19 protein-coding genes are annotated in these 21,158 nt (G+C 70.7%); 12 read left to right on the plus strand and 7 right to left on the minus strand.

The window, feature by feature from the left end; genetic code table 11:
* The first annotated feature begins 19 nt into the window (after positions 1–19).
* Positions 20–2,062: a nuclear transport factor 2 family protein gene (locus ACTMTF_RS27845; RefSeq protein ID WP_441113322.1), complete on the plus strand. Its 2,043-nt coding sequence runs from the start codon at positions 20–22 to the stop codon at positions 2,060–2,062.
* A 76-nt stretch (positions 2,063–2,138) separates the two neighbouring features.
* On the opposite strand, the gene ACTMTF_RS27850 is transcribed toward ACTMTF_RS27845, so the two are convergent.
* On the minus strand, positions 2,139–3,305 hold the full coding sequence (locus ACTMTF_RS27850; RefSeq protein WP_441113323.1) for an ROK family protein: 1,167 nt from the start codon (positions 3,303–3,305) through the stop codon (positions 2,139–2,141).
* A 147-nt stretch (positions 3,306–3,452) separates the two neighbouring features.
* Between ACTMTF_RS27850 and ACTMTF_RS27855 the strand changes: the two genes are divergently transcribed.
* Genes ACTMTF_RS27855 through ACTMTF_RS27880 form a run of 6 tightly spaced genes read left to right on the plus strand, consistent with a single transcriptional unit; the run spans position 3,453 to position 11,084 of the window.
* A complete protein-coding gene (locus ACTMTF_RS27855) occupies positions 3,453–4,697 on the plus strand; it encodes a Gfo/Idh/MocA family protein (RefSeq protein ID WP_441113324.1) in 1,245 nt (414 codons plus the stop codon).
* A complete protein-coding gene (locus tag ACTMTF_RS27860) occupies positions 4,694–6,298 on the plus strand; it encodes a beta-N-acetylhexosaminidase (protein WP_441113325.1) in 1,605 nt (534 codons plus the stop codon). Before ACTMTF_RS27855 ends, ACTMTF_RS27860 begins: the two co-directional genes overlap by 4 nt.
* A gap of 22 nt (positions 6,299–6,320) precedes the next feature.
* Positions 6,321–7,565 carry an ABC transporter substrate-binding protein gene (locus ACTMTF_RS27865; RefSeq protein WP_441113326.1) on the plus strand — a complete coding sequence of 415 codons (1,245 nt, stop codon included), beginning with the start codon at positions 6,321–6,323 and terminating at the stop codon, positions 7,563–7,565.
* Positions 7,566–7,568: 3 nt separating this feature from the next.
* Positions 7,569–8,447 carry a carbohydrate ABC transporter permease gene (locus ACTMTF_RS27870; RefSeq protein WP_441113327.1) on the plus strand — a complete coding sequence of 293 codons (879 nt, stop codon included), beginning with the start codon at positions 7,569–7,571 and terminating at the stop codon, positions 8,445–8,447.
* The gene (locus ACTMTF_RS27875; RefSeq protein WP_441113328.1) at positions 8,440–9,255 is read left to right on the plus strand and encodes a carbohydrate ABC transporter permease; all 816 of its coding nucleotides are present in this window, start codon (positions 8,440–8,442) and stop codon (positions 9,253–9,255) included. The genes ACTMTF_RS27870 and ACTMTF_RS27875 overlap by 8 nt, the downstream gene beginning before the upstream one ends.
* A gap of 35 nt (positions 9,256–9,290) precedes the next feature.
* Positions 9,291–11,084, plus strand: a complete 1,794-nt coding sequence (locus ACTMTF_RS27880) for an endonuclease/exonuclease/phosphatase family protein (RefSeq protein WP_441113329.1) — start codon at positions 9,291–9,293, stop codon at positions 11,082–11,084.
* Positions 11,085–11,121: 37 nt separating this feature from the next.
* Here ACTMTF_RS27880 and ACTMTF_RS27885 read toward each other — a convergent pair whose 3' ends face one another.
* The gene (locus ACTMTF_RS27885) at positions 11,122–12,165 is read right to left on the minus strand and encodes an amidohydrolase family protein (protein ID WP_441113330.1); all 1,044 of its coding nucleotides are present in this window, start codon (positions 12,163–12,165) and stop codon (positions 11,122–11,124) included.
* A gap of 91 nt (positions 12,166–12,256) precedes the next feature.
* Here ACTMTF_RS27885 and ACTMTF_RS27890 point away from each other — a divergent pair, with 91 nt between their 5' ends.
* A complete protein-coding gene (locus tag ACTMTF_RS27890; protein ID WP_441113331.1) occupies positions 12,257–12,991 on the plus strand; it encodes a TetR/AcrR family transcriptional regulator in 735 nt (244 codons plus the stop codon).
* A gap of 94 nt (positions 12,992–13,085) precedes the next feature.
* Positions 13,086–13,520 carry a CBS domain-containing protein gene (locus tag ACTMTF_RS27895; protein ID WP_441113332.1) on the plus strand — a complete coding sequence of 145 codons (435 nt, stop codon included), beginning with the start codon at positions 13,086–13,088 and terminating at the stop codon, positions 13,518–13,520.
* Positions 13,521–13,654: 134 nt separating this feature from the next.
* Here ACTMTF_RS27895 and ACTMTF_RS27900 read toward each other — a convergent pair whose 3' ends face one another.
* From ACTMTF_RS27900 to ACTMTF_RS27910, 3 genes are all read right to left on the minus strand, one after another.
* On the minus strand, positions 13,655–14,026 hold the full coding sequence (locus tag ACTMTF_RS27900; RefSeq protein ID WP_441113333.1) for a hypothetical protein: 372 nt from the start codon (positions 14,024–14,026) through the stop codon (positions 13,655–13,657).
* Positions 14,027–14,169: 143 nt separating this feature from the next.
* Positions 14,170–15,096: a hypothetical protein gene (locus tag ACTMTF_RS27905; protein ID WP_441113334.1), complete on the minus strand. Its 927-nt coding sequence runs from the start codon at positions 15,094–15,096 to the stop codon at positions 14,170–14,172.
* Between the two features lie 243 nt (positions 15,097–15,339).
* Entirely contained in the window at positions 15,340–16,011 is a 672-nt protein-coding gene (locus ACTMTF_RS27910; RefSeq protein ID WP_441113335.1) for an NADPH-dependent F420 reductase, read from the minus strand.
* A gap of 80 nt (positions 16,012–16,091) precedes the next feature.
* Here ACTMTF_RS27910 and ACTMTF_RS27915 point away from each other — a divergent pair, with 80 nt between their 5' ends.
* Positions 16,092–16,421 (plus strand): winged helix-turn-helix transcriptional regulator, encoded by a 330-nt coding sequence (locus tag ACTMTF_RS27915; RefSeq protein WP_397001766.1) that lies wholly within the window; start codon positions 16,092–16,094, stop codon positions 16,419–16,421.
* A 65-nt stretch (positions 16,422–16,486) separates the two neighbouring features.
* On the opposite strand, the gene ACTMTF_RS27920 is transcribed toward ACTMTF_RS27915, so the two are convergent.
* Complete coding sequence (locus ACTMTF_RS27920) at positions 16,487–17,530, minus strand: NAD(P)/FAD-dependent oxidoreductase (protein WP_441113336.1); 1,044 nt, start codon at positions 17,528–17,530, stop codon at positions 16,487–16,489.
* A 94-nt stretch (positions 17,531–17,624) separates the two neighbouring features.
* Here ACTMTF_RS27920 and ACTMTF_RS27925 point away from each other — a divergent pair, with 94 nt between their 5' ends.
* Positions 17,625–18,218, plus strand: a complete 594-nt coding sequence (locus ACTMTF_RS27925; protein ID WP_441113337.1) for a helix-turn-helix domain-containing protein — start codon at positions 17,625–17,627, stop codon at positions 18,216–18,218.
* 106 nt (positions 18,219–18,324) lie between these two features.
* Positions 18,325–19,221, plus strand: a complete 897-nt coding sequence (locus ACTMTF_RS27930) for a class I SAM-dependent methyltransferase (protein ID WP_441113338.1) — start codon at positions 18,325–18,327, stop codon at positions 19,219–19,221.
* 81 nt (positions 19,222–19,302) lie between these two features.
* On the opposite strand, the gene ACTMTF_RS27935 is transcribed toward ACTMTF_RS27930, so the two are convergent.
* Positions 19,303–21,156 carry a hypothetical protein gene (locus tag ACTMTF_RS27935; RefSeq protein ID WP_441113339.1) on the minus strand — a complete coding sequence of 618 codons (1,854 nt, stop codon included), beginning with the start codon at positions 21,154–21,156 and terminating at the stop codon, positions 19,303–19,305.
* Positions 21,157–21,158: the final 2 nt, after the last annotated feature.

Below are 21,158 nucleotides of genomic sequence, written 5' to 3' on the forward strand. Positions count from 1 at the left end.
ACGGACAGGAGATGAGAGTGTGAAACTTGCGATGGGAATGGCGACGGCGCTGCTCCTAGCAGCCGGTGTGGGCGTCAGCCCGCAGACGCCGCCGACGACGGTGACGGCGGCGTCCACGCCGGCGTCGCGGACGATCGACACACTGGCCCGCGACCTTGAACGGGTCGAGTCAGTGCGCGAGGTCAAGGACTTACAGCGCACCTATACCCACCTGAGCCAGTTCGGGCAGTGGAACGCGATGGCGGCACTGTTCGCCGACGACGGCACGCTGCGGTGGGGCGACGAGACCGCGACCGGCCGCAAGGCGATCAAGACCTGGCTCAAGAACGACGCCGGCGCGATGGACGGCACCAGGCCGGGCTCACTCCACACCGAGATCATCGACCAGCCGCTCGTGAACCTCTCCGTCGACGGCCGGACCGCCAAGGTCCGCTGGGACGGCATGCGCTTCCTGGGCGACGGCAAGGGGCGGGCCCGGATCGAAGGCGGAATCTACGAGAACGAGTACGTTCTCAAGGACAGGCACTGGCAGATCGCGACCCTCCGCTATCACCCCCAGTACGAAGGCGACTACGCCACCGGCTGGACCAACGTCGGCGGCGCGGACCTGCCCATCGTGCCGCCGCATTTCACCCTCGACGAGACCGGGGTGCCCAACCCGGAGCCGTCCGGTCCCGCCCCGCGCACCAGGGCGAGCGCGCGGGAGCTGGCGGACAGGATCGGCCGGCTGAACGACGAGGACACCGTCCGCAACCTCCAGAACGCCTACGGCTACTACGTCGATCGCAAGATGTGGACCGACGTGGTCGATCTGTTCTCCGCCGACGCCAGGTTCCGGATCGACGGCGTGGGCGTGTACCGGGGCCGCGATGGGGTGCGCCGGGCGATGGAGCGCATGGGGCCGGAAGGCCTCACCCACGGCCAGCTCAACGACCATCCGATCTTCGACCTGATCGTCGACGTACGGCCCGGCGGACGGGAAGCGATCACCCGCGGCATCCAGATCGGCATGCTGGGCGATGCCGACACCAAGAAGGGGGCCTGGGAGTTCGCCACGTTCCGCAACCGCTTCGTCAAGCAGGGCGAGCTGTGGAAACTGACGGAGGTGCACGTCCAGCCGCTGCTCAGCGCCGACTACGCCGAGGGATGGGGTAACGGCGGCACCACTTCACGAGCGGACCGCGCCGTACCCGAGTTCCTCAAGACGCCGGCGCGGCAGGCTGTTACGGCGGCGCGGACGCACGACGCGCCGAGCCAGAACCTGACCGACCTCAAGCGCCGGCTCGACCGCTCGCACGCCTATGACGGGGCCGAGAACGTCTCCTCGGCATACGGCTTCACCATCGACGACTTCCAGTGGCCGTGGATGGCGGGGATCTTCGCGGTCAACGGCAACAAGCAGTCGCCGTTCGCCGGCTACTACTTCGGCCGCGACCGCATCCTGGGCGCGGTCAACGCATCCTGGGGAGGCCCCCTGCCACCGGACGCGCTGCGCGCCCGGATCTCCTTCCACTGGCTCACCCAACCCGTGATCATGGTGTCGCAGGACGGCCGGTCGGCGACCCTCCGCACGCGCCTGTTCCAGCCCCGCACGTCGAAGGACGGGGCGCCGGGCTTCTCCGGCCTGCACGGCGGCATGTACCACAACCAGGCGGTGCTGGAGAACGGCATCTGGCGGTTGTGGACCGTGACCATCGACGAGCACTACTACACCTCGCCCACCTGGGCGGGCGGCTGGGCATCGGCGGAAGACCCGCCGCCCGATGCGCCGAAGCCGCCGGACAGCCCGCTGCTGACCAGGTATCCACCGGACATCAAGCTCACCGAGCTGGGCGAACGCGAGGAAGGGTTCCGGGGCGGCACCGGCACCACGATCACGTGGCCCGGCATCCTGCCCATGTGGTTCCACTACCGCAACCCGGTCAGCGGACGCACACCCGAGCGCTACTGGCCCGACTGCGTCCCGTGCGAGCTGCGGCCCGAGACGAGGATGACGGCGCACGGCTACCAGATGCCGCCGACCGGGCCGTCCGTGGACGGGGTGGACGTGAACGCGAACTAGCCGGACATCTCCGACGGCGCCTCTCCCGATCCGGATCGGGAGAGGCGCTTTTTCGCCGTGGGACGAGCCGGCCTGGTCAGGCGAGGCGCTGGGGGGCGGCCGGGCGGGAGATCGAGCCTTCCGGTGAGAAGAACTGCTCGTCCACGTGGTTCAGCGCCAGGCAGGCGGCGCCCAGCGCGACGCATTCCTCGCCGAGCTTCGAGGGCCGGATCTCGGGGACGCGCAGGCAGTGGGGTTCGAGGGCGCGGCGGAGGGCCGGCAGCAGGACGTCGGCCGAGCGGGAGAAGCCGCCGCCGAGGACGACCAGCTCGGGGTCCAGGGTCAGGACCATGGCGGCGGTGCCGAGCGCGAGCTGGTGGGCGTAGCCGTCGACGGCGGCCAGCGCGCCGGCGTCGCCGGCGCGGGCGGCTCCGAAGACGAGCCCGGCGGCGTCCTCCGGCGGGGCGCCTTCGGCCGCGGGGCAGTTCTCCAGCTCGCTCGCCATGGTGCGCCAGCCGGTGATGCCCATGTGGCCGACCTCCCCCGTGGCGCCGCTGAAGCCGTGGTGGAGATGGCCGTTGAGGATGAGCGCGGCGCCGGGCCGGCGGCCGATGTGCAGGTAGACGAGGTCGCGGACGCCTGCCGCGACGCCCAGCCGCTGTTCGGCCAGGGCGGCGAGCTTGCTGTCGTTCTCGATGGCGATCGGGCAGGACAGCGACTGCCCGAGCCGGCCGACGAGGTCGACGCCGGCCCAGTCGGGGAGTTCGTCGACCCAGGTGACCAGGCCTTCCCGGTTGACGACGCCGGTGCTTCCGGCGGCGACGCCCCACAGGTCGGGCGGGGTCAGACCGGAGGCGACGAGCGCGGCGTCGATGGCTCTGTGCACGGCGTCCAGCCGCTCGTCCCGGGTGGTGTGCCGGTTCACGGCGACCCGGCCGCTGGCGACGGTCCGGCCGGCGAGGTCGGTGACCATGGCGAGGACCTTGTGGATCCCTATGTCGATGCCGAGCACGTGCCCGGCGTCGGCACGAAAGCGGTAGCGCTTGGCGGGCCGGCCCATGCCGCCGGGGGTGGGCTCGACCTCGGCGATCCAGCCGCGTTCGTGCAGGTCGGTGACGACGTCCACCATGGAACCCCGCGACAGCCCGGTCGCCGCGGCCAGCTCGGTGAGCGTCAGCGGGCCGCTCGCCGCGCGCAGGGCGCTGATGCTGCTGAGCGAGTTCAGCTGGCGCAGCCGCTGAAGGTCCCCACCACTGACCTGCACGGGATCACCTCTCACTATTGATGGACTCCTCATTATGTGCGCTCGCGACGATCTCCGCCAGCTGGATCGTCCGACAGGAAGGGGCTTGACTGCAAGGTCGGATCTATGACTATCTATGGACTCCAGAATAAGTCGAGGAGTGCGGCAATGACAGCGACCATAGCCATCGTCGGCGCGGGTGCCCGCGGCCTGATCTACGCCAGGGCCGCCGCGGCCGACGGCCGGGCGCGCGTCGTGGCCGTCGCGGACCCGGATCCGGCCAGGCGGGCCAGGCTGGCGGCCGAGCACGACCTGTCCGAACAGGCCTGCTACCCCGGATGGGCCGAGCTGGCCGCCATGCCGAAGCTGGCCGACGCCGTGGTCATCGCCACCCAGGACCGGTTGCACGCCGATCCCGCCGTGGCCTTCGCCGAGCTGGGCTACGCCATCCTGCTGGAGAAGCCGATGGCCCCCAGCGAGCCGGAGGCGCGCAGGATCGTCGAGGCCGTCGAGCGCAACGGCGTCGTCTTCGCCGTGGGCCACGTGCTCCGCTACACCGCCTACACCAAGGTGCTCAAGGAGCTCGTGGACGGCGGCCGGTTGGGCACGATATCCAGCGTCCAGCATCTGGAACCGGTGGGCTGGTGGCACATGGCCCACTCCTACGTGCGGGGCGCCTGGCGTGACACCGCCGAGTCGGGGCCGATGCTGCTGACCAAGTCCTGCCACGACATCGACTGGCTGCTCCACCTCATCGAGGACGAGCCGGTCGGCGTGGCGTCCTTCGGCTCGCTCACCCACTTCCGGCCGGAGAACCGGCCGGAGGGCGCGGGCGAACGCTGCGTGAGCTGCGCGGTCGAGCCCACCTGCCCCTACTCCGCCGAACGCTTCTACCTGGGCTGCCTCGGCGACCCGGCCCGGGAGTTCTGGCCGCTCGGCGCGGTCACCGCCGACGCCACCACGGCCGGCGTCAGGCACGCGCTGGAGACCGGCCCGTACGGCCGCTGCGTCTACGACTGCGACAACGACGTGGTGGACCAGCAGGTCGTGATGCTGGAGTTCGCGCGGGGCGCGACCGCGTCGTTCACGATGACCGCCTTCACCCCGCTGGAGCACCGCAAGACCAGGATCTTCGGTACGCGCGGCTTCGCCGAGGGCGACGGCCGGCGGATCAGGCTCGTCGACTTCGTGACCGGCGCCGAGGAGACGATCGACACCGGGACGAGCACGGGCGCGTCGCTGGCCGACGGCCACGGCGGCGGTGACACGGGCCTCACCAGGGCCTTCATCGACGCCGTGGTGGCCGGCGATCAGGCGCCGCTCGGAGCCGGCGCGGCCGACGCGCTGGCCGGGCACCTCGTCGTGTGGGCCGCCGAGCGAGCCCGCGAGACCCGTACCGTGCAGGCGCTGTGACGACGATCCCGGCGCCCTCCCGCCTGACGTCAGCCGAAGGGCGGTTCACCTTCACCGCCGCCACCCCGATTGTCGCCGACCCACCGCTGGTCAGGGCCGCGGCCTGGCTCCGCGAGACCCTCACCCCGGCCACCGGCCTGCCGCTGCCGGAGGGCCCCGGCGGGGTCGAGATCCGCCTCGCCGACGAGCTCGGGCCCGAGGAGTACCGGCTCACGACCACGGCGGAGTCGGTGCTGATCGAGGCCGCCGCCCCGGCCGGCGCCTTCTACGGGGCCCAGACGCTGCGCCAGTTCCTCGACCCGGCGGCGTTCCGGGCCGGCCGTACCGGGGACAGGACGTGGAGCGTTCCCGCCGTCGGCATCGCCGACGCGCCCAGGTACGGCTGGCGCGGCTGCCTGATCGACGTGGCCCGCCACTTCCTGCCCAAGCACGACCTGCTGCGGTACATCGACCTGCTGGCCACGCACAAGCTCAACGTGCTGCACCTGCACCTGACCGACGACCAGGGCTGGCGGCTGGAGATCAGGAAATATCCGAAGCTGACCGAGGTCGGCGCCTGGCGGCGCGAGTCGCCGCTGGGCGCCAGGCGGCATCGCCTGCGCGACGGGCGACCGCACGGCGGCTTCTACAGCCAGGAGGACATCAGGGAGATCGTCGCCTACGCGGCCGACAGATTCGTCACCGTCGTCCCGGAGGTCGACCTGCCCGGCCACACCCAGGCCGCCATCGCCGCCTACCCGGAGCTCGGCAACCTCGACGCCCCGCTGGACGTGGCCACGGAATGGGGCGTCAGCGAGAACGTGCTCAACGTCGCCGACGAGACGATCGCGTTCTTCACCGACGTCCTCGACGAGGTCCTGGAGCTCTTCCCCGGCGAGTACATCTGTGTCGGCGGCGACGAGGTCCCCAAGACCCAGTGGAACGAGAGCGTCCCGGCCAAGGAGCGCATCCTCGAACTCGGCCTGCGCGACGCCGACGAGCTGCAGAGCTGGCTGATGCGGCACTTCGCCGACTACCTGCTGGCCCGCGGGCGCAAGCCGCTCGGCTGGGACGAGCTCATGGAGGGCGGCCTGCCGGCGGGAGTCACCGTCGCCGCCTGGCGGGGCGGCATGTGCGCGGCGCTGGCCGCGCGGACCGGCCACGACGTGGTGGTGTCCCCCTTCGCCGAGACCTACCTGGACTTCCGCCAGGCCGAGGGCGATCAGGAGCCGGTGCCGATCGGCAGCGTGACCTCCCTGAGCGCGGTGCACGCCTTCGACCCCGTCCCCGGCGGCCTCACCGAGGACGAGCGGGGCAGGATCCTCGGCGCCCAGGCGGCGCTGTGGACCGAGCACATCGACTCGCCCCGCCTGCTCGACTACATGGCCTTCCCCCGCCTGGCCGCGTTCGCCGAGGCGGTATGGAGCGGGAAGCGCGACTTCGATGACTTCCTCACCCGGCTCGCCGTACACGAGAAGCGGCTCGACGCCCTGGGGGTGGAGTATCGCCCGGCCGCCGGCCCGCACCCCTGGCAGCGACGTCCCGACGCCCCCGGCCACCCCCGGACCAGGGCCGAGATCGACGACAAGCTCGCCACCTGGACCGCGAACCTGCGGTTCTGAGACCCCCCACCTGGAGAGACCCATGCGTTTTCGCCTCCCCCTGGCCGGGCTGCTCGGCCTCGCCGTCGTCGCCGCGGGCTGCGGCACGTCCGACGAATCCGGCCAGTCCGGCAATGTCACCATCAGCTACGCCATCTGGGACAAGAACGACCAGGCCGGCTCCGAGAAGATCATCGCCGCTTTCCAGCAGGCCAACCCGAAGGTCACGGTCAAGCTGGAGATCACCCCGTGGGACCAGTACTGGACCAAGCTCCAGACGGCCGCGTCCGGCGGCGCGGCTCCGGACGTCTTCTGGATGAACAGCCTCAACGTCCGCATGTACGCCAAGGGCGGCGTCATCGCCCCGGTCGACGCGTCCAAGGCCGAGGGCCTGCCGGACGCGGTGGTCGACGGCTACCGCCACGACGGCAAGCTGTACGCGCTGCCGCACAACGTGAGCATCCCGGCGCTCTGGTACGACAAGAAGATCTTCGACGCGGCCGGGCTGGACTACCCGACGGCCGACTGGACCTGGGACGACGTCAAGGCCGCGGCCAAGAAGCTGACCGACCCGGCCAAGAAGCAGTTCGGCATCATGGCCCCGATGTGGGACCAGGGCGGCTTCTACCCCACGATGCTCCAGGCCGGCGGCCACGTGCTCTCGCCCGACGGCAAGAAGAGCGGCTTCGACGACCCCGCCTCCATCCAGGGCCTGGAGTTCTGGACCGGCATGCTCAAGGACAAGGTCGCGCCCGTCGCCGAGGTCTACACCGACACCGATCCCATCCAGCTCTTCCAGTCCGGCAAGTACGGCATGTACTACGGCGGCGTCTGGTTCGCCTCCACCTTCTGGGCCAACCCCGAGATCCGCGAGCGGATCGACGTGGCCCCGCTGCCCGGGGGACCGGCGAAGGAAGCCGTCATCCTGCTCGGCCTGGCCAACGCCGTCTCGGCCAAGAGCGAGCATCCGGCGGAGTCGGCGGCGTTCGCCGAGTTCGTCGCCTCCGAGCCGGCCCAGAAGATCCTCAGCGACAGCGGCGGCGGCGCCCTCTCGCTGCGTCCGGGCACGCAGGACGGCTGGTTCAAGGCCTTCCCCTCCTTCCACCTGAAGGAGACGTACGACGCCTCGATGCCGCACGGCGTGCCGTACCCGGCGACGCTGAACACCGCGCAGTGGCAGGACGTGCAGAACAAGCTGCTCGCCGAGGCCTGGTCGGGCGAGCGCCCGGTGGCCGACGTCGCCAAGGAGATCGCGGCGCAGATGAACGAAATCCTGGCCAAGGAGTAACGAATGCTCTCCAAGCGCGAGTGGGCGTGGGGATACCTCCTCATCGCCCCGATGGCGCTGGGCCTGGCCGTCTTCTACCTGTGGCCCATCGCTCAGACGCTGTACCTCAGCTTCACCGAGTCGGGCGTCTTCGGCGGCCACACCTGGGTGGGGACGGCCAACTTCACCGACCTGCTCGGCGACGAGGAGATGCTCGGCGCGCTCGGCAACACCCTGCTCTACGCGGTGCTGGTGCTGGCGGGCGTGCCACTGGCCATCGTCGTGGCGGCGCTGCTGAACGTGCCAGGGCTGCGCGGCCTGAGCCTCTACCGGACGCTGTACTTCCTCCCGGTCGTCACCATGCCCGCCGCCGTGGGCCTGACCTGGCGCTACCTGTTCAACGGCGACTTCGGCGCGATCAATTACTTCCTCGGCACGCTGGGGATCGACGGGCCCTACTGGGTGGGAGATCCGGATTTCGCCCTTTACGCGATCGCGATCGTCGGGATCTGGAGCTCGATCGGCTACAACGCCGTGCTGCTCCTGGCCGGGCTCCAGGGCATCCCGCGCCACTACTACGAGGCCGCCTCGATGGACGGCGCGGGGCGGCTGCGGCAGTTCTTCAGCATCACGCTCCCGCTGCTCACGCCGACCACGTTCTTCGTCGTCGTGATCACCATGATCAACGCTTTGCAGGTCTTCGACCTGGTCTATCTCATGATCGACCTGAAGAGCCCGGCGCTCGCCGGCAGCCGCACGATCGTCTACCTCTTCTTCGAGAAGGGCTTCGTGCAGAACCAGCGGGGGCTCGCCGCGGCGATCGCCGTGCTGTTGCTCGGGCTGATCCTCGTGCTGACCGTGATCCAGTTCAGGTTGCAGAAGAAGTGGGTGCACTATGAGTAGGCCCAGGACCTGGCCGGCCCACGTGGTGCTGGCCGGGGGCGCGCTGGTGATGCTCGCCCCCTTCGCCTGGCAGATCGTGGTCTCGCTGCAGACGCTGCCGGACTCGCTGCGGGTGCCGCCGAAGTTCACGCCCTCGTGGCAGTGGTCGAACTTCGCCGACGTCTTCCGCTCGGTGCCGCTGGCCAGGCAGTTCCTCAACACGGTCGTGGTCACCGTGGGCGTCACCGCCGGGCAGCTGCTGCTGTGCTCGCTGGCCGCCTTCGCCTTCGCCCGGCTGCGTTTTCCCGGCCGGGGCGCCATCTTCATGGTCTTCCTGGCCATGCTCATGGTCCCCGGCGAGCTGTTCCTCATCCCGCGCTACGAGATCATGCAGGGGCTCGGCTGGCTCAACACGCTGCAGGCGCTGATCGCGCCGGGCGTCTTCGGGGCCTTCGGCACGTTCCTGCTCAGGCAGTTCTTCCTCACCCTGCCCAAGGAACTGGACGAGGCCGCGCGCCTCGACGGGGCCAACCCGCTGCAGATCTACTGGCACATCATGCTGCCGCTGGTCAGGCCGGGGTTGCTGGCGCTGGGGCTGCTGACCGTCATGTGGTCGTGGAGCAGCCTGCTCTGGCCGCTGGTGGTCAACACCGATCCGGAGATGATGACCCTCTCCGCCGGGCTCGCCTCGCTCCGCGGGCAGTTCCAGACCGACTTCCCGATCCTGTTCGCCGGGACGGTCGTCGCCACGCTGCCCGTGATCGTGCTTTTCGCGTTCATGCAACGGCAGCTCATCGCCGGCATCGCCTTCACCGGCTCCAAGGGCTGACCGCAGTTCTCCGAGAACCCATGAAAGGACAGCTCATGCGCAGATTGATTCCCCCCTTGGCCGTTGTCCTGGCCTTAGCCGGGCTGCTGGCTCCGGCGCCCCCGGCCGCGGCCGAACACCTGGCCCAGTCGCCATCGCACCGGATGGAATGCGACTCGGACCAGGGTGGTCGCACCTGCACGGTGGTGTGGACCGGACGGCCGAGACCGAACCGGGTGGAGGAGTTCACCGCCACCGTCAGGAGCGGTGACCAGGTGTGGGCGAGGGAGACCATCTACAGCAGTACGGGGAGCGCCCGAACCCGTCCCTTCCTGCTGCCCGAGCAGCAGGTGACGGTCGACGCCACCGTCAAGTCCCTGCCGAAGGACCACGTGGGCACGCCGCTGCGGCTGATGACGTGGAACCTCTACGTCGGCGGCACGATCAACGGCCAGGAGAAGAGCGGCGAGAACCTCCAGCAGATGATCGAGTATCTCAACGAGGTCGATCCGGACGTCCTGTTCGTGATCGAGGGGTACGGATCCGGCACGAAGATCCTTGACGGGCTGAACGCCGGGCGGCCGGCGAACGAGCGGTTCTCCGGCGTGCGGCTCACCACGCCGGAGGACTACAGCGTCAACGGCGACAACCTCTGGCTGTACACGAAGCTCAAGGTCGAGAAGGTCTACCCGCGATACGCCGACGCGGACATCTCCTCGTTCAACCTCGGCGGCGCCCGGCTGGGCCTGCCGAACGGCGAGCACGTCCACGCGTTCAGCATGTGGACCTGGCACGACCTCTCCGCCAACTGGGACGGCCACGAGGCGGCCGTGCAGAACCTCTACGGCATGCCCCGGACGAAGACGGACCAGCAGCTCCTCGAGGACGACCACTACCGTCGCGTCGCCATGGGCAAGGCCATCCTGGACAAGGCGCTGCCGTCCTTCATCGGCGATGACGACGCCCCCGTGCTCATGGGCGGGGACCTCAACGCCTGGTCCCATCTGGACTGGACCGAGCAGTTCGCGAACGCGCGCGGGCACGCGGGCATGGTGCTGCCGTGGCCGCTCACCAAGATGTACACCGACGCGGGCTTCACCGACACCTTCCGCCACGCCAACCCCAACGCCGGGCGCTACCCCGGCCGCACCTGGAGCACGCTCAGCGGCTTCCGCTCGGCGCCCGCCCGCATCGACTACGTCTTCGCGCGCGGCGAGGACGTCCGCGTGCTGGGCTCCCGCACCGACGACCGCCGTCTCCCCCGCCACCGCGACAGCCGGCTCGACCGGCCCTACCCGTTCTACTCCGACCACGGCTCGGTCATCACCGACGTGGTGATCCGCGGCAAGGGCACCGGCCCCGACCGGCCGATCGTCGCCGACGAGCCCGAGCACGCCCCAGGGGTATGGCCCGCGACCCCGGCCGGCACCCCGGTGCCCCCGGCCGAGCTCAGCGCGACGGCGAGCACCTTCAAGCCCGGCGCCGGCGACCCGGGCCGCGCGGTCGACGGCGACCTCACGACCGACTTCCACTCCAACTACCCCGAGGTCCCGGCGCAGCCGCACTTCATCACGGTCGACCTCGGGCGGGTCAGGGAGCTGTCCGCGGTGCGCTTCCAGCCCAAGCTGCGCTACGACATGAACGGCACCATCCTGGAGGGCGTGGTGCAGGTCAGCGACGACGGCACGACGTTCAGGGACGTCGAGCGGGTCGAGTGGCCGAGGATGACGGCGCCGAACGACGTCGACCTGCGAGGCGTCTCGGCCAGATACCTCAGGCTACGGGCCGACTACGGCATGGGCGGGGCCTCCGCCCTGGCCGAGATCATCCCGTACGAGATCTCCCGATGACGATCGCCGCCGGCCCTTCCGGAGGCCGGCGGCTTCCTCACCGCCGAGGGTCGCGACCCGCCGTGACGTGCCCGGTCAGCCGCTCCCAGTTGCCGGACCCGATGGCGGCCTTCTCCTCCTCGGTGAACGGCGCTCCCTCCAGGAACGACCGCGCGACCCCGCCGCTCGTGTCGAGGAACGGGAAGCCGCCTGGCCGGGTCCCGAAGGTGTACGGGTAGTCGGTCGAATACAGCATGCGTTCGGTCCCGACGACCTCCGCCGTCCACCGCAGGTAGCGCTCGCTCACCGTGCCGCTGCCCGCCACCCAGAAATTCTGGCGGAAGTAGTCGGCGAGGGGCCGGTCCAGCTTGGCGTTGTGCGCCATGATCCCCGTGTGGTCGAGATAGAAGAGGACGACCTCGCCCCAGTGCCCGGCGATCACCTGCAGCTCGGGATGGCGGTCGAACACACCGGAGAAGATCATCCGCAGATACTGGATGCCCAGGTCGTAATACCAGCCCAGCCCCGCGGTGGCCAGCCCCATGCCGACGCCGCCCAACCCTGAGTAGTACGCGTCCAGGACCGGCTGCACGGGGGTCTGCGGGTGGAAGTGCAGCGGCACCCGGAGTCGGGCGGCGGCCGCGTACAGGTCGTCGAACTCCGGCGCGTCGGCCAGTTTGTCGCCTGTGCGCCCGTACAGCATCGCGCCCCGGAAGCCGAGCCGCGTCACCGCGCGCTCCAGTTCCGCGACGGCGGCTTCGGGCTCCGGCGTCGGGATGGCCGCGAGCGCCTGGAACCGGTCCGGGTGAGCGGCGACCACCTCGGCGAGCGCGTCGTTGGCCTCGCGTGCGACGCTCACGGCGTCGGCCGCCGGGAGGTTCTGCACGCCCGGTGAGGCCAGGGACAGCACCGCGACGTCCAGACCCTGATCGTCCATGTCGGCCAGGCGCCGCTCGCCGACGTCGCGCAGCCGCCGCGCGAACGGCTCGTCGCCGAAACCGAGCTGCGGGACCTGCCGCACTCCCGCCCGTGCCCAGGCATCGAGCAGTACGGGCAGCACGACGTGTTCCTCAAGACCGACGATGCGCATTCTCTCTGACATCTCGTCCTCCTTCTTCGCGATTTCCACTGATAACGCGGCGACGTTACCATCGATACTATCAATGGTCCACTTTTTGGCGTATCATTGATTCATGGCCCGGGGAACAGAGGACGACGTAACGTCAGAGGCCGCGACCGGCGGGCGTGAGCTCATCCGCCGGCGCGTGATCGAGGCCGCCGCGGACCTGCTCGCGCGCGAGGGCCGCGACGCGGTCACCACCCGCGCGGTCGCGGCGGCGGCCGGAGTGCAGCCTCCGGCGATCTATCGTCACTTCGCCGACATGGACGGACTGCTCGAAGCGGTGGCCGAGCACGGCTACACCACCTTCCTCGCGGCCAAACACCTCGCCGCCGATGCCGACGACCCGATCGAGGACCTGCGCGCGGGCTGGGACCTGGCCGTCGAGTTCGGACTGTCCAACCCCGCGCTGTACGCGCTGATGTACGGCGAGCCGAGGCGCGGCACCACGTCGGCCGCGTTCCAGGCCGGCATGCGGATCCTGGTGGGACGCATCCACCGCCTCGCCGCCGGCGGCTGGCTCCGCGTCGACGAACGCCTCGCGGCGGCCCTGATCCACGCGACGGCGCGTGGCGCGGTGCTCACCTGGCTGTCGCTGCCCGAGGACCAGCGCGACCCGGCCCTGCTGACCGCCATGCGGGAGTCGATGGTCACCGCCGTCACCAACGACAAGCCCGCCGTACGCGACGCGGGCCCCGCCGGCGCGGCCCGCGCCCTGCTCGCCACGCTGCCCGAGCAGACCACGCTGACCAGCGGCGAGCAGCACCTGCTCAGCGAATGGCTCGACCGCCTCGCCGCCGACGGGTAGCTTGACGCCCCCGCGAGGCGTACGTCGCATAACGGCCATCGGCTGGGTAGAGGACCCCGGACATGTCCAGCAGTCCTTTCTGGGGGAGGCGGAGATGAGCACAGCAGGGGCCGGAAAGACGGTTCAGGATGTGATGCACCAAGGCGCGGAGTGCATCGGCGAGCACGACAGCCTGCGCACCGCGTCGCAGATGATGCGCGATCTGTCGGTCGGCGCGCTGCCGATCTGCGGTGACGACGACCGGCTGAAGGGCATCATCACCGACCGCGACATCGTGATCAAGTGCTGCGCCGAAGGCAAGGACCTCGACAGCACCACGGCGAGCGAGCTGGCCCGCGGGCTGGTGTGGGTCGAGGCGGATCACAGCGTCGAAGAGGCGCTGGAGAAGATGGAGCAGCACCAGATCAAGCGGCTGCCCGTGATCCAGAACCACCGGATCGTCGGCATGATCACCGAGGCCGACCTGGCCAAGGAACTGCCCGACAGCAAACTCGCCGAGTTCGTGCACCGCATCTACGCGGGCGCCTGACGTTCGTACGGGCGAGCCGCGCTGTCGCGACTCGCCCCTGGTACATGGGACGGCGGCCGAGTGCGCCGCCTCCCTCTCGTGGCCGTACTGATCTGTGCTGATCTGTGCTGATCTGTGCTGATCTGTGCTGCTGATCAGCGGCGCCAGGACCAGACCACCAGCCAGACGCTCAGCCCGAACAGCGCCATGCCGAGCGGCACGTGCGCCGCCACCGCGCCGGACCCGCCCAGCATCGACTGCACCAGCCCGAGCAGCAGCACCGCCAGGCTGACCAGGGCGGGCCAGCCCGCGCCCCGCCCCGGCCGCCACAACAGCACGGCGACCACGAGCTGCGTCAGCCCCAGCAGGAGGACGGCCCCCGCGCCCACTCCGTGCAGGCCGCCCGTCGCGCCACTCAGCAACTGCCCGGCCGTCACCGCCTGCACGAGCACCGCCGCCATGTACAGCAGGGCGACCGCCTTGAACGCGGTCTGGTATCCGCTTGCCCGGGCAACCTGAGTGACCACTGGACTCTCCTTCGATCGGGTGAGCTCCAGGATCTTGTGCCACCGGCCGCCCGGCATCCTCCCCTGGTCGTCCTCCGCACTACACCTCAGGTCGTACACCCGGCCGCCACCGGCCATCGTGCCGCGTGCAGTCCGTCGTGGATTCAGTCACGAGACCGATGGACGATCTCCTTCGTGGACCGCCCGGGATAGACCAGGATGAGGTGCCGCTCGGCGGGGAGTATGGTGACGGCGTCCTCGTCAGCCCGCGCGTGGACGCGTACCCGGTAGTGCCCCGGCCCCTTGATCGCCAGGTTGGGCAGCGCCTTCCCGGCGCCCTCCTCACCGGCCGACTGCATGGCCGGCACCGTCAGACGACCGCTGCGGCTGGTGACCCCCACCTCGGCCACCTCCTGCCAGCCCTTGAGTCGCAGTGCCGGAGCCTTGTCGAACGCCTTGACGGTCACGCAGATGTTCATCTGCGTGATCGTTTCGATGCCCACGCCGGTCTCCTCGCCCGTGAGCAACCCGTCGTGGTCCCGCTCGACCCCGTCCTCGTTGGCCGGATCCGCGTCGTCGGCGAGGTGATAGCCGCCGCCTTCGGACGTGAAATAGGCGGCGGTCCCCTGCTCGCGGGCCCGCGCCGAGGGCCATGGGTCACGGCAGGCGGCATTGGCAGCGGCGACGTAATCGGCCTCATCCTGGACCATCTGCTCGTCCGAGGGCATCAGGTCCGGGCCTCCGATGACGTCAGGGCACAGGAACACCAGCGCGCTGTCCAGCCCGTACATGTTGATCGTCCGGTCCTCGCTGCGCAGCCATTCGTCGGTTCTCTTCCACCTCGGCTGGGCGCACAACGCCCTGCCGTGATCCAGGTGAGCCCGGTCGGACCTGTCGTCAGGGAACATCGGCCCGCCCGCGTCCCGTACCAGGCACAGGAAGGCGCGCTCCCGGTCCTCCACCCGTGTGTCGCCGAACCCGCGCTCCAGTTTCGTCCACGCGGGGCAGCTGACGTCATAGGGCGCCCGGTAAGGAAGGCGCGGGCCCTCCTCGCCGCCGGGCAGCCCGGTGAGCAGCACGACCACGACCACCGCGGGGCCGGAGCGGCATCGGCGGACTGCTGACCAGGCTTGGGTAAGAATGCGATGATCTTACCGGCCGTTGGACACACTGCTACCTCGCTGATGCAGCCGTAGGGCCCGCGACAGCAGGAACCCCGGCTGGCCCGGCACGTGTTCTCACCTACGACGAGGGTCCTGGACAGCGCTGCTGAAGGCGCTCAAGCCGAAGGAAAGTCAACGTCCGCTTACGCCGCTGCGCCAGGCGCCGGGTGTTCAGGTGGTGGGGTGGGTGCCGGAGCCGGCGAGGGGCGGCAGGACCGCCTGGGCGTCGGCGCCGGTGATCCAGAGGCCGATCATGAACGCCGCCGTCGCCTCCAGGAGTTTCGCCCTGTCGAGGCCGCCGCCGTGGACCGGTGTGCAGCCCAGGTCGGTGACCAGCGTGCGGGCCGTCGCGAGCGCGCGCTCGTCGTCCCCGCACAGGGGGACGGCCAGCGGGCGGCCGTCGAAGACCGGCGGTGTCATCCGCCACACGTCGACGTGGCACAGGTTGAACGCCTTCACCACCTGTCCGCCCGTGGAGTCGGCGATCAGCTCGGCCAGTGAGCGCGTCACGTCATAGGCGCCAGGCCCGACCGCGTTGGTCACATCGATCACCGGCTTACCGCGCATCGCCGGGCCCGCTGCCCGTAGCACGTCGTGCAGGCCGGCTTCCAGGACGGCCACCATCACCACCTCGCCGTACTCGGCGGCCTCCGCCCACGTTCCCGCACGCGCGACGCCAGGCGCGGGGGCGCCAGGCCGCTGGGCGGCGGTCGTCATCTTCTCCGCCAGGGCGGCGCTCGCCACCGGGTTCCTGCCGCTGACCATGATGTCGTGGCCCGCCGCGAGCCACTGGGTGCCGAGGGCGTCGGCCATGGTGCCCGCGCCCAGAATGCCGATCCGCATGTTCGTCCTCCACGTGTTAGTACTCGTACGAAGACTGTAGGAATGTCGTCACGCACCATCCGGTGCCTATCGGAGGACCCGTGTTTCTCGCCGACTGTCAGGCCAGGCTGGCCTTCGACCTGATCTCCCACACCTGGAACGCGGTCGTCATCTGGTCACTGCGCCACGGCCCCCGGCGCCCCGGCGACCTGCGCGCGCAGATCGGCGGCATCAGCCCCAAGGTGCTGACGGAGACCCTGCGCCGCCTGGAGTCCAACGGGCTGGTGGCGCGGCAGGCGTACGCGGAGGCGCCGCCACGTGTGGAGTACGAACTGACGGACCTGGGCCGGACGCTGCTCGGCCCGATCGGGGCCCTGGGCGAGTGGGCCTTCGACCACGCCGACGAGGTCCTGACCGCCCAGGACCGATAGCCGGCCACGACGCCCGGAGGCCGCGACGATGGCCGCGCGTGGAACCGGACGGCCACCTGGCACTGCTACCGGGCGGCGTTCTCGACGCCGGTCCGGGCGGCGTTCTCGACGCCGGTCAGGGCGGTGGCGAGGGCGGCGTCGGTGTCGGCGGTGGCCAGGAGGGCGTTGATGTGGGAGCCGGCCAGAGCGCCCGCCGCGGCGGAGGCGCCCACCTGGGCGGTCAGGTCCGTGGCGTTGCCGGCGACCCACACGCCCGGCACTTCGGTGGCGCCGGCCATGCCGGAGGCGAAGCGGCGGCCCATGTCGCCGGGCAGGTCCTCCATCGGCAGCTTAAGGCCGTGCAGGCCCTCGGTGCGGGCCCGCATCCGCGTGGCGACCGCGAGGACGCGGCGGGCCACGGCCGTGCCATCGGTCAGGCGCACGCCCGCGATGCCGCCGTCCTCGCTCGTCATGACCTCCCGCACCGGGGTGTCGACGATGCGGATGTCGCGGGCGGCGAAGCGTGCTCGGGTGTCGTCGTCGAGTTCGGTGCCGTGGGTGAAGTAGACGAGATCGTCGGTCAGCTGGCGGAACAGCAGCGCGTGGTGGATCGAGGTGGGGCCGGTGGCGAGAACGCCGATCGGTTCGTCGCGTACCTCCCAGCCGTGGCAGTACGGGCAGTGCACCACGCCATGCCCCCAGTGCGAGGCGAGGCCGGGCACGTCCGGCAGCACGTCCCGCAGGCCGGTGGCCACCAGCACGCGGCGCGCCGTCACCGTGCCACCGTCGGCCAGGGAGACCGTGAACCGCAGGTCACCGTCGGGGGCCGGAGCGGCGGGCTCGGCAGAGGTCACCTCTCCGAGGACGATCCGGCCGCCGTACTGGCGCACCTGCTCCCGGCCCCGCTCCAGCAGCTCGGTGGGCGGCGTACCGTCCAGCATGATGAAGCCGTGCATGGCGTCGGCAGGCGCGTTGCGAGGCGACCCGCTGTCGATCACGATGACCGAACGGCGGGAGCGCGCCAGCATCAAGGCACCGTTCAAGCCTGCGGCGCCGCCGCCGATCACCGCGACGTCCACGGTCTCACCGGGCAGTGTGTCGCTCTCGTACACGGAAGTCCGCACAGACATGTCGCGCCCTTTCGTCGTGCGTGGCCCGACCTTTCGGGGCCCTTCTACGCACGACGTTAAACTCGCCTTGCAGGAGGAGCATATAATGTTGCCCATGACGCAAGAAATTGGAGACGTGGACAGCCTCGTACGCAAACGGATCCGTGCTCTGCGGGTCGCACAGGGCTGGTCCCTGGAAGAACTGGCCGCCCGCGCCAACCTCAGCCAGTCCTCGCTGAGCCGCATCGAGAACGGCCAGCGCCGCCTCGCCCTGGATCAGCTCGTCATCCTCGCCCGCGCTCTGGACACCACCCTCGACCAGCTCGTCGAGACCGCCACCGACGATGTCGTCACCAGCCCGACGATCGACGGCGCCCACGGCTCGATGCGCTGGCCTGTCAAGGGCCATCCCGGCATGATCGTCGTACGCCAGCGCATGACCCAGCCGCCGCCCGACAACCCCGCCCGCATGCGTGCCCACGCCGGCCGGGAATGGCTGGTCGTGCTCTCCGGCACCGCGATCCTCATGCTGGGCCACCGGCGCTTCCGGCTCGAGACCAACCAGGCCGCCGAGTTCCCCACCATGATGCCGCACGACATCGGCGCCGAAGGCGGACCGTGCGAGATTCTGGGCATCTTCGACCGCGATGCCCGCCGCGGACACCAGCGCGACGACGGCGACTCTGGCAGCCCGGGCAACCGCGAATGACGGCGGCGCGGGTGCGTCTTGCGCGTCGGGCACCGCCACGCGCCGGCATCTTGCGCATTCCGGGAGCCATCGTGCCCGATGAGCAAACCGGCCTTACGGTGACGGCATGACGAACGCACACCCGCACACCCACCACCATGGCGCGCAGCACGACCACCACCAGCACGACCACCAGCATGACCACCACCAGCAGGACGACGCCGGCCAGGCGGAGATCCTCGACCTGGACGCGGAGGTCCTCGGCGAGCACATCGCGTCCATCACCGCATGGCTGCCCCTGAAGACCAGCCCACGCCACATCGTGGACCTGGGCTCCGGCACCGGAGCGGGCACCTTCGCCCTCCTCGACCGCTTCCCCGAGGCGCACGTCACGGCCGTCGACGCTTCGCCCGGACACCTGCAGCGGCTGTGGAAGAAGGCGTGCGCCCAGGATGCGGATGACCGCGTGCGCACCGTGCAGGCCGACCTCGACGCCGCCGACTGGCCCGACCTCGGCACGCCGGACCTGGTCTGGGCCTCGGCCTCGATGCATCACCTGGCCGACCCCGACCGCGCGCTGCGCGCCATCCACGACATGCTCGCGCCCGGCGGCCTGTTGGCCGTCGTCGAGCTGGCCGATTTCCCCCGCTTCCTGCCCGAGAACGCCCCGGAGGACCGGCCCGGCCTGGAAGAGCGCTGCCACGCCGCGACCGCGCACCTCCACGCCGAGCACATGCCCCACCGTGGCGCCGACTGGGGCCCGATGCTGATCGCCGCCGGGTTCGCCCTCGAAGGCAAGCGCACCATCACCGTGGACATCGAAGGTTCCCGCAACGAGGCCATCGGCCGCTACGCGCTCAGCGGCCTGCAACGCATCCGCGGTGCCGCCGCGCACGCGCTTCCCGCCGCGGACCTCGCCGCGCTCGACCGGCTGCTCGACACGGAGAGTCCCCACAGCATCCTGCGCCGCGACGACCTCTCGGTACGCACCGAACGCACCGTCTGGGCGGCACGCCTCAGCTGATCTCCACGCCGGTTGCCTGTTCGGGTGATCCAGCGGACGTGGCCCCGGTAGGACGCGACGCGCGTCCTACCGAGGACCGGGTCAGAGGGAGATCGTCAGGTCGAAGGTGCCCTGGTGGGGGACCCGGAGGGCGTGGAAGCGGCGTTCGCCCAGGTAGCGGACCGAGCCGGCGGCGACCGTGGCGGGGGTGGCGGTGCCCCAGCGGAAGCGGATCGTCGTCCGGCCGCGCCGCAGGTCGAGGCCGTCGGCCGTGGCGGTGACGGAGCCGCCGTGCTGGGCGCGGGTGCCGTCGGTGAAGGTGAGCTCGTCCGTCGGGAGCAGGATGAGCGGGATCTGCTCGAACGCCGGCGCGTTCGCCCGGACGGAGCGGCGCAGCGTCTGCCGGGTGACGTGCACGTCGGTGGTGACGGAGTCGTTGCCGTAACGGATGCCGAAGGCGCCGCGGCTCTGGCCGCCGGTCCACTCCTGGCCGCCGGGGGCGCCGTGGAAGTAGGTGGCGGGCAGGGGGCCGTTGGAGTCGGGCCGCTGGCCGGAAAAGACGGTGGACCAGCAGGCGTGGTTGTTGTCGTTGAGCGCCTGGATGACGGTGCCCGCCTCGGGGTGCCAGAGGAAGGTCAGGCCGGTGCGGGTCTGGGCGTCGGCGCGGGCGCCGAAGTAGCCGCCCAGGTACAGGCCGGGCTTGCGGACGAACAGGAAGTCCTGGCCGTCGTCCTGGCGCAGCTCGACGAAGTCGTGGTCGCGCAGGTACGGCAGCTGGGCGATGGCGGCGGCACGCTGGCGGCGGGTGGGGAACCCCTCGCCGTACAGGCCGTGGGAGAGGATGCGCGGGGAGGTGTCCTGCTTGGCGAGCGGCCCCACCGGCTCGGTGGAGGCGGCCCATGCGGCGCGGGCGTCGGCGAGGTCCTCCCGGGCGGTCATGAACGCGGCGAGCTGCGGCACGCGGCCGGTGAAGACCCAGTTGAGCGCCGTCCGGTCCGGGTCGGGCCGGACCTCGGCGTAGAAACGGGAGCTGGTGCGCGTGGAGGTGGCGACGTTGGTCATGTAGCCGGAGCCGTCGGGCTCGCGCAGCAGGTTGTAGCCGAGCCAGTCGGTGTACTTGGCGGCCATGTCGACCAGGACCGGGTCGCGGGTCTGGTGGTAGGCGTCGGCGAGCTCGGGCAGCATGACCTCGAAGTTGTAGTTCAGGTCGGCGCCGCGCTGCTCGTAGAAGAACCCGGCGGGGCTCTGGCCGGTGGCGGCGATCCGGGCGAAGGCCTCGGTCAGTCTGGTGCGCGCCGCGGGGTCGCGGTCGAGGTTGAGCGCGAGCGCGGCGCCGGCCAGCCCGGAGGCCGTCTGGTTGGCGTACCCCAGCCGCGGCTGCCAGACGGTCGGGTTGTCCGCGTCGAGGAACCAGGTCATGGCGGTGCGCAGGGCCGTGGTCAGCTGGGCCCGTCGCTCGGGCAGCGCACCCGACTGGCGCAGCAGCTGGAGGGTCTTGCTGAGGTAGCCGAGGCCGAAGCCGGTGGCGGCCAGGTGGTGCTCCTGCCGGTGGTATTCCGGGAACGATCCATCGGCGTGCTGCAGCGACAGGTAGTGCCCGAGCCCGGCGTCGAGGGCGGCGAGCAGCGCGGGGTCGCCCGCGTACGGGTTCCAGGGACGGGCGTTGGCGTGGAACCAGGCCAGCGTGAAGACGTGCTCCTGCACCCGGGCGTTGTACGGCGCGGCGGGGTTGCGCCACCAGCCGCCGGCGAAGAAGCCGCTGTCGTCCATGTCGTTGACCATGGGCGCGAGGGTCGCCAGGTAGGGCGCGAAGCGCTGCTCGGCGGGCGTGAACAGGCGGCGGTCGGGCGCTCCCGCAGGTAAGGGGGCGAGGTCGGGCACGGAGGAGGCCCAGGCGGTGCCGGGCAGGGCCGCCGACAGGACGGCGGCGCCGAGGAGGGTGCGGCGAGTGAGCATGG

Origin of the sequence: Nonomuraea sp. ZG12, assembly GCF_052068115.1 — a bacterium.
Classification (GTDB): Bacteria; Actinomycetota; Actinomycetes; order Streptosporangiales; family Streptosporangiaceae; genus Nonomuraea.

Coding starts and splice junctions, on each gene's coding strand:
- ACTMTF_RS27855 (WP_441113324.1), top strand. CDS start 3,453: ATGACAGCGACCATAGCCATCGTCGGCGCGGGTGCCCGCGGCCTGATC.
- ACTMTF_RS27865 (WP_441113326.1), top strand. CDS start 6,321: ATGCGTTTTCGCCTCCCCCTGGCCGGGCTGCTCGGCCTCGCCGTCGTC.
- ACTMTF_RS27870 (WP_441113327.1), top strand. CDS start 7,569: ATGCTCTCCAAGCGCGAGTGGGCGTGGGGATACCTCCTCATCGCCCCG.
- ACTMTF_RS27875 (WP_441113328.1), top strand. CDS start 8,440: ATGAGTAGGCCCAGGACCTGGCCGGCCCACGTGGTGCTGGCCGGGGGC.
- ACTMTF_RS27880 (WP_441113329.1), top strand. CDS start 9,291: ATGCGCAGATTGATTCCCCCCTTGGCCGTTGTCCTGGCCTTAGCCGGG.
- ACTMTF_RS27885 (WP_441113330.1), bottom strand. CDS start 12,165: ATGTCAGAGAGAATGCGCATCGTCGGTCTTGAGGAACACGTCGTGCTG.
- ACTMTF_RS27890 (WP_441113331.1), top strand. CDS start 12,257: ATGGCCCGGGGAACAGAGGACGACGTAACGTCAGAGGCCGCGACCGGC.
- ACTMTF_RS27895 (WP_441113332.1), top strand. CDS start 13,086: ATGAGCACAGCAGGGGCCGGAAAGACGGTTCAGGATGTGATGCACCAA.
- ACTMTF_RS27910 (WP_441113335.1), bottom strand. CDS start 16,011: ATGCGGATCGGCATTCTGGGCGCGGGCACCATGGCCGACGCCCTCGGC.
- ACTMTF_RS27920 (WP_441113336.1), bottom strand. CDS start 17,530: ATGTCTGTGCGGACTTCCGTGTACGAGAGCGACACACTGCCCGGTGAG.
- ACTMTF_RS27925 (WP_441113337.1), top strand. CDS start 17,625: ATGACGCAAGAAATTGGAGACGTGGACAGCCTCGTACGCAAACGGATC.
- ACTMTF_RS27930 (WP_441113338.1), top strand. CDS start 18,325: ATGACGAACGCACACCCGCACACCCACCACCATGGCGCGCAGCACGAC.
- ACTMTF_RS27935 (WP_441113339.1), bottom strand. CDS start 21,156: ATGCTCACTCGCCGCACCCTCCTCGGCGCCGCCGTCCTGTCGGCGGCC.